This window comes from Reyranella sp., assembly GCF_030651995.1.
In the GTDB taxonomy this organism is placed as follows: domain Bacteria; phylum Pseudomonadota; class Alphaproteobacteria; order Reyranellales; family Reyranellaceae; genus Reyranella.
On the sequence record NZ_JAUSBN010000060.1, the window covers coordinates 1 to 14,938 of the forward strand.

17 protein-coding genes are annotated in these 14,938 nt (G+C 66.6%); 9 read left to right on the plus strand and 8 right to left on the minus strand.

Going from position 1 to position 14,938, the window contains the following annotated elements; genetic code table 11:
* From Q7V45_RS18570 to Q7V45_RS18585, 4 genes are all read left to right on the plus strand, one after another.
* The coding region (locus Q7V45_RS18570; protein WP_304854718.1) for an OmpA family protein at window positions 1-279 on the plus strand (279 nt) is incomplete at its 5' end.
* Between the two features lie 102 nt (window positions 280-381).
* A complete protein-coding gene (locus tag Q7V45_RS18575) occupies window positions 382-1,245 on the plus strand; it encodes a TauD/TfdA family dioxygenase (RefSeq protein ID WP_304854721.1) in 864 nt (287 codons plus the stop codon).
* A 14-nt stretch (window positions 1,246-1,259) separates the two neighbouring features.
* Entirely contained in the window at window positions 1,260-2,207 is a 948-nt protein-coding gene (locus Q7V45_RS18580; protein WP_304854725.1) for a tripartite tricarboxylate transporter substrate-binding protein, read from the plus strand.
* 109 nt (window positions 2,208-2,316) lie between these two features.
* On the plus strand, window positions 2,317-3,516 hold the full coding sequence (locus tag Q7V45_RS18585; RefSeq protein ID WP_304854727.1) for an acyl-CoA dehydrogenase family protein: 1,200 nt from the start codon (window positions 2,317-2,319) through the stop codon (window positions 3,514-3,516).
* Between the two features lie 10 nt (window positions 3,517-3,526).
* Here Q7V45_RS18585 and Q7V45_RS18590 read toward each other — a convergent pair whose 3' ends face one another.
* Both Q7V45_RS18590 and Q7V45_RS18595 read right to left on the minus strand, forming a co-directional pair.
* Entirely contained in the window at window positions 3,527-3,715 is a 189-nt protein-coding gene (locus tag Q7V45_RS18590) for a YetF domain-containing protein (RefSeq protein ID WP_304854730.1), read from the minus strand.
* Between the two features lie 334 nt (window positions 3,716-4,049).
* Window positions 4,050-4,727: an SOS response-associated peptidase family protein gene (locus Q7V45_RS18595; protein ID WP_304854734.1), complete on the minus strand. Its 678-nt coding sequence runs from the start codon at window positions 4,725-4,727 to the stop codon at window positions 4,050-4,052.
* Window positions 4,728-4,761: 34 nt separating this feature from the next.
* On the opposite strand from Q7V45_RS18595, the gene Q7V45_RS18600 reads away from it, so the two are divergent.
* Both Q7V45_RS18600 and Q7V45_RS18605 read left to right on the plus strand, forming a co-directional pair.
* Complete coding sequence (locus Q7V45_RS18600; RefSeq protein WP_304854737.1) at window positions 4,762-4,962, plus strand: hypothetical protein; 201 nt, start codon at window positions 4,762-4,764, stop codon at window positions 4,960-4,962.
* Window positions 4,963-5,178: 216 nt separating this feature from the next.
* A complete protein-coding gene (locus tag Q7V45_RS18605) occupies window positions 5,179-5,307 on the plus strand; it encodes a hypothetical protein (RefSeq protein WP_304854739.1) in 129 nt (42 codons plus the stop codon).
* A gap of 38 nt (window positions 5,308-5,345) precedes the next feature.
* Here Q7V45_RS18605 and Q7V45_RS18610 read toward each other — a convergent pair whose 3' ends face one another.
* Complete coding sequence (locus Q7V45_RS18610) at window positions 5,346-5,777, minus strand: hypothetical protein (RefSeq protein ID WP_304854741.1); 432 nt, start codon at window positions 5,775-5,777, stop codon at window positions 5,346-5,348.
* Between the two features lie 237 nt (window positions 5,778-6,014).
* Window positions 6,015-6,230: a cold-shock protein gene (locus Q7V45_RS18615; protein WP_304854744.1), complete on the minus strand. Its 216-nt coding sequence runs from the start codon at window positions 6,228-6,230 to the stop codon at window positions 6,015-6,017.
* 679 nt (window positions 6,231-6,909) lie between these two features.
* Here Q7V45_RS18615 and Q7V45_RS18620 point away from each other — a divergent pair.
* The 3 genes from Q7V45_RS18620 to rfaD all read left to right on the plus strand — a co-directional run bounded on the left by Q7V45_RS18620 (window position 6,910) and on the right by rfaD (window position 9,978).
* Window positions 6,910-7,260, plus strand: a complete 351-nt coding sequence (locus Q7V45_RS18620) for a hypothetical protein (protein ID WP_304854747.1) — start codon at window positions 6,910-6,912, stop codon at window positions 7,258-7,260.
* Between the two features lie 290 nt (window positions 7,261-7,550).
* The gene (gene rfaE2 / locus Q7V45_RS18625; RefSeq protein WP_304854750.1) at window positions 7,551-8,972 is read left to right on the plus strand and encodes a D-glycero-beta-D-manno-heptose 1-phosphate adenylyltransferase; all 1,422 of its coding nucleotides are present in this window, start codon (window positions 7,551-7,553) and stop codon (window positions 8,970-8,972) included.
* A 25-nt stretch (window positions 8,973-8,997) separates the two neighbouring features.
* A complete protein-coding gene (rfaD, locus tag Q7V45_RS18630; RefSeq protein ID WP_304854752.1) occupies window positions 8,998-9,978 on the plus strand; it encodes an ADP-glyceromanno-heptose 6-epimerase in 981 nt (326 codons plus the stop codon).
* Window positions 9,979-9,982: 4 nt separating this feature from the next.
* On the opposite strand, the gene Q7V45_RS18635 is transcribed toward rfaD, so the two are convergent.
* From Q7V45_RS18635 to Q7V45_RS18650, 4 genes are read right to left on the minus strand one after another with little or no spacing between them, the layout of a single operon-like run.
* Window positions 9,983-11,197 carry a hypothetical protein gene (locus tag Q7V45_RS18635; RefSeq protein WP_304854755.1) on the minus strand — a complete coding sequence of 405 codons (1,215 nt, stop codon included), beginning with the start codon at window positions 11,195-11,197 and terminating at the stop codon, window positions 9,983-9,985.
* A gap of 7 nt (window positions 11,198-11,204) precedes the next feature.
* Window positions 11,205-11,897, minus strand: a complete 693-nt coding sequence (locus Q7V45_RS18640; protein ID WP_304854758.1) for an ABC transporter ATP-binding protein — start codon at window positions 11,895-11,897, stop codon at window positions 11,205-11,207.
* Window positions 11,894-13,501 carry an ABC transporter permease gene (locus Q7V45_RS18645; RefSeq protein WP_304854761.1) on the minus strand — a complete coding sequence of 536 codons (1,608 nt, stop codon included), beginning with the start codon at window positions 13,499-13,501 and terminating at the stop codon, window positions 11,894-11,896. Before Q7V45_RS18645 ends, Q7V45_RS18640 begins: the two co-directional genes overlap by 4 nt.
* A 24-nt stretch (window positions 13,502-13,525) precedes the next feature.
* Entirely contained in the window at window positions 13,526-14,935 is a 1,410-nt protein-coding gene (locus tag Q7V45_RS18650) for a hypothetical protein (protein ID WP_304854764.1), read from the minus strand.
* Between the last annotated feature and the right edge of the window lie 3 nt (window positions 14,936-14,938).

Here is a 14,938-nt window from a genome sequence, read left to right on the forward strand (position 1 = left end):
CAGGCGCTGACCACGATCCGCCAGGCCGCCTCGGCCTACAAGACGAAGGGCAACGCCCGCATCACGGCGACGGGTCACACCGATACGTCGGGCACCGAGGCCTACAACATGGCGCTGTCGCTGCGTCGCGCCAACGCCGTCAAGGACGCGCTGGTCCGCGAGGGCGTGCCGGCGACCAACATCGCCGTCCTCGGCCGTGGCGAGCAGGGCCTGCTGGTGCAGACCGGCCCCAACGTCCGCGAGCCGCAGAACCGCCGCGTCGAGATCGTGATCCAGTAATCCTGGATCCGCATCGCAAAGGCATGAACGGCCGGGCATCGCCCGGCCGTTCTCTTTTGGGCCGCGTGCGCTACACTGGCGAAAATGACCAGGAGGATTCGCATGGCAGGCGCCTTCGACATCACCCCGCTCGACGCCACGTTCGGCGCCGTCGTCACCGGCGTGAAGCTCGCCGACCTCGACGATGCCGGATGGCGCGAACTGCATGCCGCGTGGCTCGAATACGCACTCCTCGTTTTTCCCGACCAGCATTTCAAGCGCGACGAGCAGATCGCCTTCGCCCGCCGCTTCGGCCCGCTCGAGTTCGAGATGGCCGCGATCAGCAACGTGCGCTCCGACGGCAGCCTGCGTGTCGAGACCGACAACGACGACATGATGAAGATCCTGAAGGGCAACATGGGCTGGCATGCCGACAGCACCTACATGCCGGTCCAGGCCAAGGGCGCGGTGTTCAGCGCCGAGGTGGTTCCCGGCATCGGCGGCCAGACCGGCTTCGCCGACATGCGGGCGGCCTACGACGCGCTCGACGAGCATCTGAAGGCACGCGTCGAGACGCTGCAGGCCCGTCACTCGCTGCACTACAGCCAGTCGAAGCTCGGCCATGAGACGAAGAAGGCCGATGGCGAATACAGCGGCTACGGGCTGCACGACGGTCCCGTGCCGCTGCGACCTCTGGTAAAGACCCATCCCGAGACCGGTCGCAAGTCGCTGCTGATCGGCCGCCATGCCCACGCCATTCCCGGCCTGGACCCGGTCGAGTCCGAACGCTTCCTGCAGGAACTGATCGACTTCGCCTGCCAGCCGCCGCGCGTCTATCATCACGACTGGGCGCCGGGCGACGCGGTCCTGTGGGACAATCGCTGCCTGCTGCACCAGGCGACACCGTGGGACATGACCCAGAAGCGCATCATGTGGCACAGCCGCATCGCCGGCGACCCGGCCAGCGAGACCGCGCTGGCGCGTTGACGTATCATCGGCGCATGAAGCTGGCCCGACGCGACGCGCTGCGTGGGACTGCTGCGATGGCCGCAGCAGCGTTGATCGGCGGCCGCGCCCTTGCCGCGACGGACGCGATCCGCCTGATCTGCGGCTTCGGCGTCGGCAATCCCACCGACCTCTGCGCCCAACTCATCCAGGATGGCTTCTCGACGGCGCTCAACGAGCCGGTGGAATTCGACTATACGCTGGGCCAGGCCGGGGGCCGGGCCGCGCTCGAGGTGATCGATGCGGCGCCCGACGGACGGATGCTGCTGATCGCCGAAATCCTGAACCTCGTGCTGCAGGAGACGCCAGCCGAGCCGCTCCTGTCGCGCCTGCAGCCGATCGCCAAGATAACGCGCGGCTTTTCGACGGCGCTGGCCGTAAACGAACTCTCCGAAATCCGCGACTGGCCGGGCCTGCTCGCCGCGGCGCGTTCGAACCGCCTGAGGGCCGCGACGACGGGCCGCGACTCGACCATCGGCCTCCTGCTGGCGCTGGTCGAACGCCGCATGAATCTGTCGTTCGAGGCGATCGAGGTATCCGGCACCAATGCCGCCGTGGACATGCTGCTGACGCGCCGCGCCGACATCGCGGTCGTCGATACGCGGACCGCCCTGCTCCACAATGGGCGCAACCGCACGAAACTGCGCGTGCTGGCGACCTCGGGTGCGCGCCGCTCCCCGCAGCTGCCGGACGTGCCGACCCTCGCCGAGCTCGCGGGCGATCCCAAGCTCGCCTACACCATCAGCTTCGGCCTGTTTGCGCCCCTGGCCACGCCGTCGGCGGTGGCCCACCGGCTGACGGCCGCGCTGCTGGGCCTGCGCAACGACAAGTCCGTGCAGACCCAGGCCCGCCTCGCCAACATCCCGCTCCAGCTCGACGGACCGGCCGCCGTCGCGGAGGCGGTCGCGCGCGACCGGCGTGTCGCCGCCGACATCGCCGGATAGGCGCCCCTTTCGCTGGGTAGTGGCACTCGCCGCCGACCGATTGACCGCCTGCCCGAGCGGTCCAGTATGCGGCAGGAAAGCAGACGCAAAACGCATCCCCGAGGATTCCATGGACACCCGCGTTCAGCCGGCCCCCACCCTCGCCACCCCAACCCTCAGCGCCCCCGAACGGGCGCGCACCCTGCAGCCGCTGATCGACCGGCACGGCGCGGAGATGGACAGCCGCCGCGAGGTCGTGCCGGAAGTGGTCGACGGGCTGGTGGCGAACGACATGCTGCGGCTGTTGCTGCCCCGGAGCCTGGGCGGCGCCGAGCTGCCGCTGATCGAGTTCTGCAAGACCGTCGAGGCCATCGCCTGGGCCGATGCCAGCGTGGGGTGGTTCGTGAACCAGTCCAACGTCTCCTCGGCGACCTCCGCCGCCGCCATGCCGCACGACGCGGCCCTCGCCTTCTTCGGCAGTCCCGGTGTCGGCCTCGCCTGGGGCGCGCGCAACGGCACCAGCAAGGCGATCCGCGTCGAGGGCGGCTATCGCTTGAGCGGCACCTGGAGCTTCGCCAGCGGCGGGCGGCACACGACCTGGATGGGCGCGCACAGCGCCGTGCAGAACCCGGACGGCACCCCACACCAGCGCTACGGCAAGGCCGACGACCGCAGCTTCGTATTCAAGCGCAGCGACGCGAGGATCGTCGACGACTGGTTCGTGCTGGGCCTGCGCGGCACCGGCAGCGATACCTACACGGTCGAGGACCTGTTCATCCCCGACGCGCATGCACCGGCGCGTGACGCGCTGCAGGAACGGCGCGAGGCCGGGCCGCTCTACACGATCGGCTCGACCCTGCTCTATGCCAGCGGCTTCTGCAGCGTGACGCTGGGCCTCGGGCGGCGCCTGCTCGAAACCTACATCGACCTGGCGCGCGGCAAGCACAGCCGCGCGTCGATCAACGCCATGTCGGCCAACAATGCGATCCAGCGCGAAATCGCCCTGCTCGAGGCCAAGCTGTCGGCCGCCCGCGCCTGGCTGCACGCCGAGGTGTGCGAGGCCTACGACAAGGCGGCGAACGGCACGCTCGATGTCGACGGTCGCATGCGGCTGCGCCTGGCGACCACCTATGGCATGAACGAGGCGACCGACGTGTCGATCGCGGCCTATCGCGCGGCGGGCACGACGGCGATCCTGAATTCGGCGCCGTTCGAACGTCGCTTCCGGGACGCCATGAGCGCCAGCCAGCATCTGCAGGGCATGATGGGCCATGCCGAGATGGTCGGCCGCCACATCCTCGGCGTGGAGAACAAGCTCCAGAACCTCTGAGCCAGTGCCGCTAGCTCTTCCGGATGAAGCTGATGCGCCCATCGGCCTCCAGGAAGGCCGCCTTGATCTCCCGGCAGTCCTCCAGGCCCTCCTTGCGGACCTGCGCCATCAGCTCCTCTTCGGTCACGAACTCCTGACGCATGTTGCGCCGCAGGAAACGTTCATTGTCGATCAGCTTCAGCTTCGGCTCGCGCGTCAATCTCTCGAACGCCGGCAGCCTGAACTGGAGCCATTCGACGGCGTAGCTGCAGGAGAGGATGACGAAGATGACGATCCCGGCATCGACGATGGAACGCGACTCCGGCAGAAAACCCTGGCTGGCATGGCGGCTAGCGGCGCCGGTCTCCCTTGTCGCCCTGTCCGCGCTTGGCGGCGCGCTTGCGGGCGACCTTCTTCCTGGCGGCCTTCTTCCCGACCTTCTTCTTCGCGACCTACCTCTTCACAGTCTTCTTTGCAGCCTTCTTCTTCGTGGCCATGCAGTCACTCCCATGCGAGGCAACGACAACGAAACGCCGCGCACGGAGTTCCGCCGATCAGGTCCTGCGGGGTGCTCGCGGTTTCTTCGGCTCCGGCGCGGCCGTCCAGTTCACGCCTTCCATCGTCCGGAGCAGCGCCTTGGCCCCCACAGGCGGCGAGCCATCCTCGCCCAGCCACGTTGCCCAGACGTCAAACCTCTCGAGGATCGCCGGCATGCGCGGTTCGTCTTCCACCGGCTTGATCGAGCGGCGGATGAGCTCGCTCGCGGGCACTGTTGCCATGACGCAGAACAGCAGCGGCGCAGGCTGGCCCACGATCTCATAGCGCCGCCACACGAAGGCAAAGCCGCGCGGCTGGCCATCCCCGGGATTGACCGTCCACTGCTTCACTTCCGTCCCGCCCGAGGGCTTCGTGACTTCCTCGCCCTCGTTGAACGTCTCGAAGGCGACGATGCCGCGCTGCCCGGCGTGAAAGGGAGTGCGGAACGGCTCCTTGGCATCGATCGTCTCGGAGCGCGCGTGGATCGGCCGCGGCCGCCGCCAGTCCCTCGGATCCGGGAAGCCCCAGCGCATCGGCACGACGCGTCGCCTGCCGGCCTCCGCGTCCCAGATGACGACGGGCACCGGGCCACCGACACGATAGGTGTGGACCTCGCCATCCCCCTCATTGCCGCCGCCCTCGTTGCCACTGCTGCCGTCGCCGGTCAGCAACGAGGCGGTCACCAACAGCGTCAAGCATGCGTTCGGCGAAGCGGGCGGACGGGTGGTCGTGAAGCTTCAGTCCGACGTGGGATTCGGTGAGGGCCGCCTGACCGTGACCGACAATGGCCGCGGTATCCGGACAGACTCACCTGGCGGATCCGGCCTGCAACTGATCGACTCGCTGTCCCGGCAGATCGGTGGGCAGCTGAAACGCGAGAGCTCGCCGAACGGGACCTCCACCGTCGTGACCTTGCCCATCATCGACTAGCCCGAGGACGCCAAGGGGTACCGCGACGGGCGTTTCTCGACATGGATTGTCCCAGCGTGTAAGGGGGCCGCCATTGTCCACCCATCTTGGCTTGCGACGGCTGAGAGTTGCATGTCCTGATGAAGGAGACCCGGAGTGGCCGCCTCCAGTCTGAGCCCCGATGAGTTCGCCGGGTTACTGGCGATCGATGGCAGCATCACCTAACGGCGGCCCTCGATGGAAGTCGAGATCCGGCTGCGCCAGCTCGGCTTGATCGAACGAAACGGCATCTCGCGCCTGCCGATCCGCACGAGGCGGGGCAACGATCTGGTGAGTGAGGCCGGGCGGCTGCTCTCCGGGGAATGACCCTGGATCCCAGCAAGACGCTTCGGAATAAGCGCCGCTCAGTTTGAAGTCAGCGGGCCGATGGCACTGACCATGTAGTTGACGGCGATGAGCGCAAGCGCGAGGCCCACGGCAGCCCAGAGACCCCAGGTCAGGAAAGTCCGAGGACTGAGGCGAGCCGGTGCGCGATGGCTCGGCTCCGGCAGCGTACTGATGATGCGTCGTGCCGCACCTGTCGCGTCGCCGGCTGCCCAGCGCGTGTCGGGAAGGTTGACGAAGGTCTCCGCCAGGGACTCGGCCGCCTCGGCGCGCGGCAATACCGACAGGCGCGCCGCCTCCTGCCAGGGATCGATGCCGAGGCGCTCCAGCGCGGTGAGGACGGTGATGTCCTCGCCGCTGTTTTGAGTGCCGCGCCTCTCGCTTCCGACGACAGTGAAAAGGAAATGTGTGTAGCGGGCGCGGCTCAGGGCGTAGTCGGGACGAACTGTCATGGGTTCCTTCGCCGCGGATGCCCGTCGTGGCGTGCTGATGGAGAGGCCGAAGGTCCGCCATTCGGAGCGCAGGGCCCAAACGACAAAGGAGGCTCTGCGATGTGCAGGGCCTCCTCGTGCTCCTCCGGCCGGACGCCATTGCATCCATGGTCGCAGGTGGGTGATGGTGCAGGACTCCAGGCTCCCGTCGGTCATCCGCCACTCTCGTGGTGCGGCGTCCAAAGGGACCGCCTCAGATCAGCCTTCGACTTCGCGCAGGTTCTCGGCCGACATCTTGCCGCTGCGGCGATCGGCGACCACGTCGTAGGAGACCTTCTGGCCTTCGCTCAGCATGCCGAGGGTCGAACGTTCGACGGCACTGATGTGCACGAAGGTATCGGCGCCGCCCTGATCGGGCTGGATGAAGCCGAAGCCCTTCTGGGAATTGAACCACTTCACGGTTCCCGTCGTCATGGGGCACCCTTTCATTTGAGTAGACATGCGTTCCTGCCGCGACTGCAGGGCAGACGGCAGGAGTGTCGAACTTGCGAATTTTCAGGATCAAACGCGGTGGAGCGGGCTGCCGGGCTTCGACCGGGGCACGGACCAAAATCAGATGTCCGTCTTTCGACGGCAGACGTATCGCCCGTTTGGGTCGCCAATACAAGGACGCGCTGGATGCGGCATCGGCATCCAGATCGGCGACCTCACGGTGGAGCGCGAGCCCCTTTATGGCGAATACCTGAACCTCGCAGGCGGGCTCGAGGTCCAGACGGAAGCCATTGAGAATGAGCTGCGTCCTGCTGTCGATGGGCGACGGCAGCCGAGACGTTCAGTCTCTCCGGACGAAGCAACGATCGAACCCTTCCAGGGTCCAATATACGGAATGAGGCTCACTCTTTGTCTTGGAGAATGCCTCTTCTTCACATGGTCTTGAAGGTCGGCTGTTTCGCCGAAGTTTCATGGTTCGCGCCCATTTACGATGGCACGATTTGAGCTATACGCATCTGCGGACTCTGCCGCCAGCGAGAGCCATGTGTTCCGCGTCGAAGCGTCGGCCTCGGACACCGAGGAGAAGTCCAGCGGGGAACCTTCCCTTCTGGCTCCGCCACGGATGTCCACAGTGCCGGTGAAATTTTGAGGGTATGACATCGTGACCAGAGAAGAGCAGATCGAACTGGGCAAGCAGCTCATCGGGGAGATGCGCGCGGCCTTTACCCGGGGTGACTGGGACGGGACGACGAGCGCCTACGAGCAGATGGAAGGCATCAAGACCGACCGCGCGATCAATCTGGAGGCAACATGCCTCGCGGTTCGCGCCCTTGTCGCCGCCAAGGAACGCGGCGCGGCGCGTCAGCTGCTCACGAGGGTCCCAACGGGTCCCTACAAGAAGCCTGCCCACTATGAATTCCTGGCGCGCGCCTACCTCGACCTCAAGCGGTACAAGGACGCCGCAGTCGCATGCGAAAGCGCCGAGGAATTGCGCATCGCCGAACTGAAGTAACCGGGTGACGCAGGTCCGACGAGACTTGCGCGCCACGGTACCGCCGAGACGGCCGCGGTGCCGCCCGTCCCGAGACCTGCAGCGACGAGACGGCCGGGCGCGAGTGGCGGACTCTCAAGTGCCAAGCTAGCATGTCTTGGAAGACCGGGTAGGCTGGCCGGACATGGTCCGATCGGGGCGGGGGAATGGAGTCCGAACGGCATCATCAGCGGAGCGCCCCGACGGGAGCGCCGGCCAACGACCACTCGCCGAGGTCGATGGCCTCGTTCGCTCCACGGCTGAGCCCGTGGATGGAGACCGCCGCCCCGATTCTGGTCGTCGGCGATGCGATGCTCGACATCTCCGTTTTCGGGAGCGTCGACAGGATTTCACCGGAAGCTCCGGTGCCGATCATCCGGCAGGAGAACACCACCGAATCCGGCGGCGGCGCCGCCAACGTGGCCCTCAACGTCGTCGCGATGGGCGGAACGGCCCATCTCATCACCGGTGTCGCCGCCGATCCCGAAGGCGAGCGGCTGGTCCGGCTCCTGCGCCTCGCCGGTGTCACGCTCGACGTGGTCGCGACGCCGGGCAAGCCGACGACCGTCAAGACCCGGTTCCTGGCCCGCCACAATCAGCTCCTGCGCCTCGACCGGGAAGTTACGACGCCCGTCACGCCGGTGTGCGAGGAGCAGATCATTGCCGCGCTGCCAGCGTGTATGGACGCGTGCCGCCTCGTGGTGATCTCCGACTACGGCAAGGGGCTCGTCACGGATCGGGTGATCGAAGCCACCTTGTCCCTGGCGGCCCGGGCCGGTCTGCCCGTGATCGTCGATCCGAAGCGTCGCAACCTCGCGGACTATCGCGGCGCCAGCTTCATCAAGCCCAATCGCCGCGAGCTGGAAGCGGCCACGGGCCTTCCCGTGAACAATGACCGTCAGGTCGAGGTGGCCGCATCGTCCCTCGCCGCGACGACGGGCGCCACCCTTCTCGTGACGCGCTCGGAGGACGGCATGTCGCTGGTCAGGCCGGACGGCTCGGCGATCCACATGCCCACGCGTGCGCATGAGATCGTCGACGTGACCGGGGCCGGAGACGCGGCAATCGCCGCTTTCTCGCTCGCCATCGCCGGGGGCCGGTCGGCAGAGGAAGCCATGGCCTTCGCCAACATCGCCGCCGGCATTTCGGTGATCAGGCCGGGAACCACCACGGTCTCGGGCTCGGAGATCGAGCACGAGCGCGCAGTCTTCGCGGGCCAGCTGCCGGTCCCGAAGGGCTCGCGCGTATCGGCCGAGACCGCCATGCTGCTGCGCGCGCAGTGGCGCCGGCAGCGGCTGACCGTCGGCTTCACGAACGGTTGCTTCGATCTCTTTCACCCCGGCCATGTCTCCCTGCTGCGCGAGACGGCCCGTCAGTGCGATCGACTTATCGTAGGCCTGAACAGCGATGCTTCGGTGAGACGCCTCAAGGGCGACAAGAGACCCGTGCAGAACGAGGAGGCCCGTGCCGAGATCCTCGGGGCGATCGGGCATGTCGACCTCGTCGTCGTCTTCGACGAGGATACGCCGCTCGACCTGATCGCGCGGCTGGAACCGGACCTCCTGACCAAGGGCGCGGACTACAGGATCGAGGACATCGTCGGCGGGGACATCGTGCGGCAGAACGGCGGGCGTGTGCTGACCATCGACCTCGTGCCGGGTCATTCCAGTACGCGCCTCATCAACGGGCGATAGCTCGGCGCGGGACGAGGAAGCAGTCATGATCGTCGTCACGGGGGCAGCGGGATTCATCGGCTCGAACGTCGTTGCCGCGCTGAACGACGCCGGTCGCGACGACATCGTGCTGTGTGACCGCCTGGGAAAGGACGATCGCTGGCAGAACCTCCGAAAGAGGATGTTCCGCAACTTCGTCTTCCCGGAACAACTCTTCGAGTTTCTCACGAAGGCCCGGGATGTCGAAGCCATCGTCCACATGGGGGCGATCTCCTCGACGACGACCCGCGACGGCGACGCGGTGATTCGGGACAATTTCCAGTTCTCGCTCGGGCTGCTCGACATCTGCGCATCGCGCGGCATTCCGCTGGTCTATGCCTCGTCCGCCGCAACCTATGGCGACGGAAGCCAGGGATTCACCGACGATCTCCCCTTCTCCGGCCTGCGCCAGCTGCGGCCGCTCAATCTCTACGGCTGGAGCAAGCATCAGTTCGACCTCGTGGTAGCGGAGCGACGGGAACGCGGATTGCCGCTGCCGCCGAGATGCGTCGGGCTGAAGTTCTTCAACGTGTTCGGCCCGAACGAGTATCACAAGGGCGACATGATGAGCGTGGTCGCCAGGAACCACGCCATCGCGGCCGCCGGCGGCGAGGTCAACCTGTTCAGGAGTCACCGCAGCGACTTCGCGGACGGCGGGCAACGCCGCGACTTCGTGCTGGTCGACGATGTGGCCGACGTCGTGCTCTGGGCGATGAGCGACGGCCCCGCGTGTGGGCTGCTCAACGTCGGCACCGGGCATGCGACATCGTTCCGGGACCTGATCGGTGCCCTGTTCGACGCGGTCGGGCGCGAGCCGCGCATCGCCTATGTCCCGATGCCGGAGGACCTGCGCGATCGCTATCAGTATACGACCGAAGCGCCGCTCGGCGCGTTGCGCAACGCCGGCTACCGCAGGCCGTTTACGCCCGTCCCGGAGGCGGTCGCACGCTACGCCGGCTTTCTCGGTGCCGCCGACCGCTACCGCTGATCCGTCAGAGATGGTCGCGGATGGAATAGTAGGCGAGAGATCCCAGTCCCCAGGCGACCAGCCCGACGAAGAAGACGATGGCAATGATGCGCAGGCGGCGCGGATACAGTGCCTCCTCCGCGAGCTTGGGCTTCACGAAGGCATTGAGATAGAGCTTCTGCCGCATCGCCTCGATCCGCGACTGTTCGGCGAACTGAAGCGCGAAGAGATAGAGTTTTTCGCGGAACGCCTCCTCGAGCTTCAGCGCCTCGTATCCGCCCATAAGCGCCGTGATCGTCGGGCCACCGGATTTCTCCGACGTCGCCTTCCGCCCCTGCGTCATGCCGGCCTGCTGATCGCGGATGATGCCCTCGATGGCGGCAATCTCGACCCCGAGGTGACGAAGCTGCGGCGCGTTCGGCGCCGACTTGCTGATGGAGTTGTACTGGGCCTGCAGCGTCGCCAGCCGCTCACGCTGGTGGGCCTGCAGGTTGATGTCGACATCGACCGAACGCCCCGGATCGACCATCTCGGCCTTGTCGCGAAAGTCGCGGACGGCCACCCTCGCCTCGACCAGCCGGCGGTCCGCTTTCCCCACCTCCTCCTCGCCGAACGCGATCGCATCCTTCTGCGCGCGCGTGGAGAGCTCGTTCACCGTCTTCTCGGCGCTCCTCAACACGGCATTCGCGACGGCCAGCGCGTCTTCGGGCGTGAACGCCCGCACGGACACCGAGATGACCCCCGTCATGGTGTCGAAGAACGGTTCGACCATGCCGCGCCAGTACTCGGTCTTCCTTTCGATTGAGCGTCCGCTGCCAAGGCGACTCCACCAGTCGACCTCGTCCCGCCGGTAGAGCCGCTCGAAACCGAGCTCCGCCTCGACCGCATCGACCACGTCGCGACTCCGGATGAACTGGACGATCGTCTGCGAGTCCCAGATCTGGCTCGCGGTCAGCCCGCTGGCGGCCAGCGCCCCGGAGGGACTTCCGCTGTTGGCGCCGGCCGCCAGAACGGGCTCCGCGGCTCGCCGCAGGTTGAAGCGGAATTCGGACACATACTGGTCGGCGGCGAAGCCGTACAGGTAGACGCCGGCGGCGACGGTCGGAACGAGCGCCAGCAGCAGGAAGGCCAGGAGATGGCCCTTCATGCCGCGCTTGCGCCGGACGGCAGGCAGCGGACGCGCGAGAAGGTCCGGCTCCTCCACCGTATCCTTGCGCAGCTGGATGACCCTCTGGCTCATGTGACACTCACCCGCCCGGCTCGGGGCCTCCGTCGAGGCCCCCATCGAGGCCCAGGAGTTTCCTGTAGTCCGCGATCGCCCCTTCTACGTTCTCGTACATCACGAGCTTGCCATCGTTGAGGATGGCACCCTTCTCGCAATAGGACCGGATCGTCTCGAAGCTGTGCGACACCATGATCACGCTAGCATGGCGGATCCGCTGCTGGAATGCCTCGTGGCAGCGCGACTGGAAGCGCGCGTCCCCCACTGCCGTGATCTCGTCGACCAGGTAGACGTCGAAGTCGATGGCGAGGCTGAGCCCGAACGACAGGCGCGCCATCATGCCGGAGGAATAGGTCCGGGTCGGCATGTCGAAGTAGCTGTCGAGCTCGGCAAATTCCCGGACGAACTCGATGGCTGCCCGTCGGTCGACGCCGTAGACACGGGCGAGGAAGATGACGTTGTCGCGGCCCGTCGCGTTGGGATGGATCGCGCCGCCGAAGCCCAGCGGAAACGACACCCGGCTGGTGCGCCGGATGTCGCCGCGATCGGGCAGTTCGGTCCCCGACAACAGCCGCATCAGGGTCGACTTGCCCGCGCCGTTGACGCCCAGGATGCCGATGTTCACCCCGTCGGCAAGGACCACGCTCACGTCATCCAGTACCGTGCGTCGGGATTCCGGCGTGCGGTAACTCTTGTGGACGTGATCGAGCGTTATCATGCGACCGAGAGCCGCCGGCGGCAGGCGCGTTCCAGGCTGAAGCCGATCAGCACGGCGGCAAGTCCCCACAGGACGACGTATCCACGATCGAGCCAGACCGGATGCCAGCTGTCGAAGAAGCCGCTGCGGATCCAGTCGATGGCCTGCAGCACCGGGTTCCAGACGAGGATGTTGCGCACCCATTCGGGCATCTCGGCCGGATTGAGGAAGATGCCGGACGTGAAGTAGAGGGCGCGCACGACGTTGGCGAAGACATGGTCCCACGACTTCACGAAGTGGATGATGGTCGCATTGATGACTCCAATGCCGAATCCGAGCACCCAGATCGCCAGGAGCCCGCTGGCCGCATCGAATACATCGTTCGGAACCGCCGGCAGGCCGAGCAGCACGAAAGCCGTCAGCACGATGATGGCGACGCAGAACTGGGTGAGCAGCTCAAGCAGGCCGCGCGCCAGCAGGACATCGACATGCTGGACCAGCGGGATCTGCAGCAGGGGGCGGTTGGCGACGAGGCTCTGCTGCACCCCGAAGACCGTGTTGGAGAACAGCAGGTAGGGCAGCACCCCGGTGAAGTAGTAGACGATTAGGTTGCTGCCGACCGGCGCGGTTCCGCCGATATGCGTGGCGGCGAACACGCTGGCGATGAGCGCGAGATGGGAGATCGGCTCCAGAAGGGCCCAGAGGTAGCCGAGGCGCGTTTCGCCGAAGCGGGTCTGCGCGTCGCGCAGCAGCAGCGCGATCAGGATGCGGCCCTGGCTGCTCGCCGCGGCGCGCCAGCCCGGACGGACGGACGCTCTGGCCTGCCAGCCCGGGCGCGGCGCGACCTGTCCCGGCGGTCCGCCGGCGCCGGACGGGAGCGTCAGCGTCAATCTTGCCGCCCGTCGCTTCTCGAGGTCCGCGACGTACCGGGCAAAATCGAGATTGTCGGGCGCGAGATCCCGGGCTCTGCGCGCATGGTCGATCGCAGCGTCGAGATCGCCGGCACCGTCGTGGATGACGCTGCCGAACCACGCGACCCGGGCGGTGTCGCCCTCGATCGCCTGGGCGGCGCGCACCTCGGCCAGGGCATCGGCGGTCCGGCCGAGATGGTTGAGCAGGCCGGCGCGATGGAGGCGGAATTCCGGGTTGGACGCCTCGAGCAGCACCGCCCTGTTCGAGGAGGCGAGCGCGCGATGGAACTCGCCCAGCGCCTCGAGCGCACCGGCATGATTGCGCCAGCCCAGGGCCGACTCAGGGGTGCCTTGCAGGTAGATGTCGAGGTGATCCAGCGCCTCGCGATGCGCCCGCAGCGCCAGCAGTCCGAAGATCAGCTGGAAGCGCGCCTCCGGATCCGCGGGGTCGCGGCCGACCAGCAGCCGCCCCTGTTCCACGGCGGCGGCGAAATCGCCCACCATGAGCAGGAGCGTTTGCGACTTCCTGAGCACGCGGTCGTCGCCCGGATTGAGAGCGGCGGCCCGCCGGACGGCCGCGGCCGCCTCCTCCTCCCGGCCGGCCAGGCGAAGACGCTCGGCGACCACGGCGAGGCCATAAGCATTGGCCGGGTCGGCTTCGACGGCGGCCAGCGCCAGCGCAAGTTCCTCGTCCAGCCCGTCCGGTGTCGCCATCGGAACTGCTCCCGTCGAGCGGCTTTACGCCGCCGGTTGCATTGTCCCCGCCCGTGGCAGCTCGGACTCGGCCGGCAGGACGAAGCCCATTCTCTCGAGATGCAATGCCACGTTGCTGTGCAGGTTGTAAGTCGCCAGGGCGCGGCTGCGAGCCTCCTCGAAGCGGTTGCCGCCACGCTGGATCTTCTGGGCCAATTCGACGTAGTTGCCGATGTCGAACGAGACGAAAACCTCGCCGTAGTACTTCATCACTTCGGCGAAGGACCTGTTGCGGGCACAATAGAGATTGGCGCCACATTCGATCGCGAGCGCGATGACGCCGGACATGCTCTGGCCGACCTCGAGATACGGCAGGACGACCGCATCGCAGCCGCGCAGCGCCTCGATGAAATGCGGATCCGACAGTTCGCCGACGAAATGGACACGCTTCAGCAGGTCGTACGACAGAAGTCTGGAAAGCGCATCCTCCACCTTCTCCGCCACTTCGGGGTCGGTGTCCGCCGGCGCAATCCTGCCACGTCCCAAGGGCATCAATCGCCGCCGGGCGTCGCCGACGACCTCGTCGTTCTTCTCCCTGATGAGTTTCAGCAGCGATTCGATGTAAGGATCCAGAGGCACGTTCTCCGCGACGGAAGCAGGATGCTGCCCGCCGAACAGATAGAGGTGATGGTCCTCCGGCAGCTCCTTCAACGCATGGATCAGCGTCTCGTAGCCCTTGTAGGAGGAGATGAACCCGAAGGCGCCGATCACCTTGGTGCCCGGTGCAATCCCGTGGCGCTGCCGGAAGGCCTCGACATCGGTGTTCTCCAGGACTTCGCGCCGCTGGTCTTCCGTCAGAAAGGTGATCGGAAAATCGACCACCTTGTCGAACCTGTAGATCTCCTTGACGATGCGGCGCTCCCGCTTCGTATGGACCAGGATGCTGACGTTGGCGGAACGCGACCGCCCCCGGCAGGCCTCGATGATGCGGGAATAGAGCTTGGCCGCCGGACGCATGTAGAAAATTTCCCCGAGCAGCGCCCGCGTGGCGATGATCGGATGCCCCGCGACGAATGTCTCTGCGAACTGCCAGAGGACGCGCGGCAGGTGGAAAGTCGGCGGGTTGATGCGATGCATGGTGACGACGACGTTCCGGCAGCCATCCAGGAGCATTTTCAGGCGTCGCAGAACGTCGCTGTCCTTCGCGCCGTAAAGCCCCGCCTCGAACTGGATGTTGACGTAGTCGTAACCCGAAAGGCGCGCCGCGATCTCGGCGATGTGCCGGTCGCCGGCCGACTGGAACGCGGGACTGGACTTCTGCAGCAGGAACAGATCGAGCGGAATCACGTCACAGTGGACGTACTCCGAGAACTTGTTCCTGAGCACATGGGCGTACGATGCGTTGCCGCAGCTCTCGTTGTAGGAACAGACGATCGCCAGTCTCTTCTGCGTCATGGT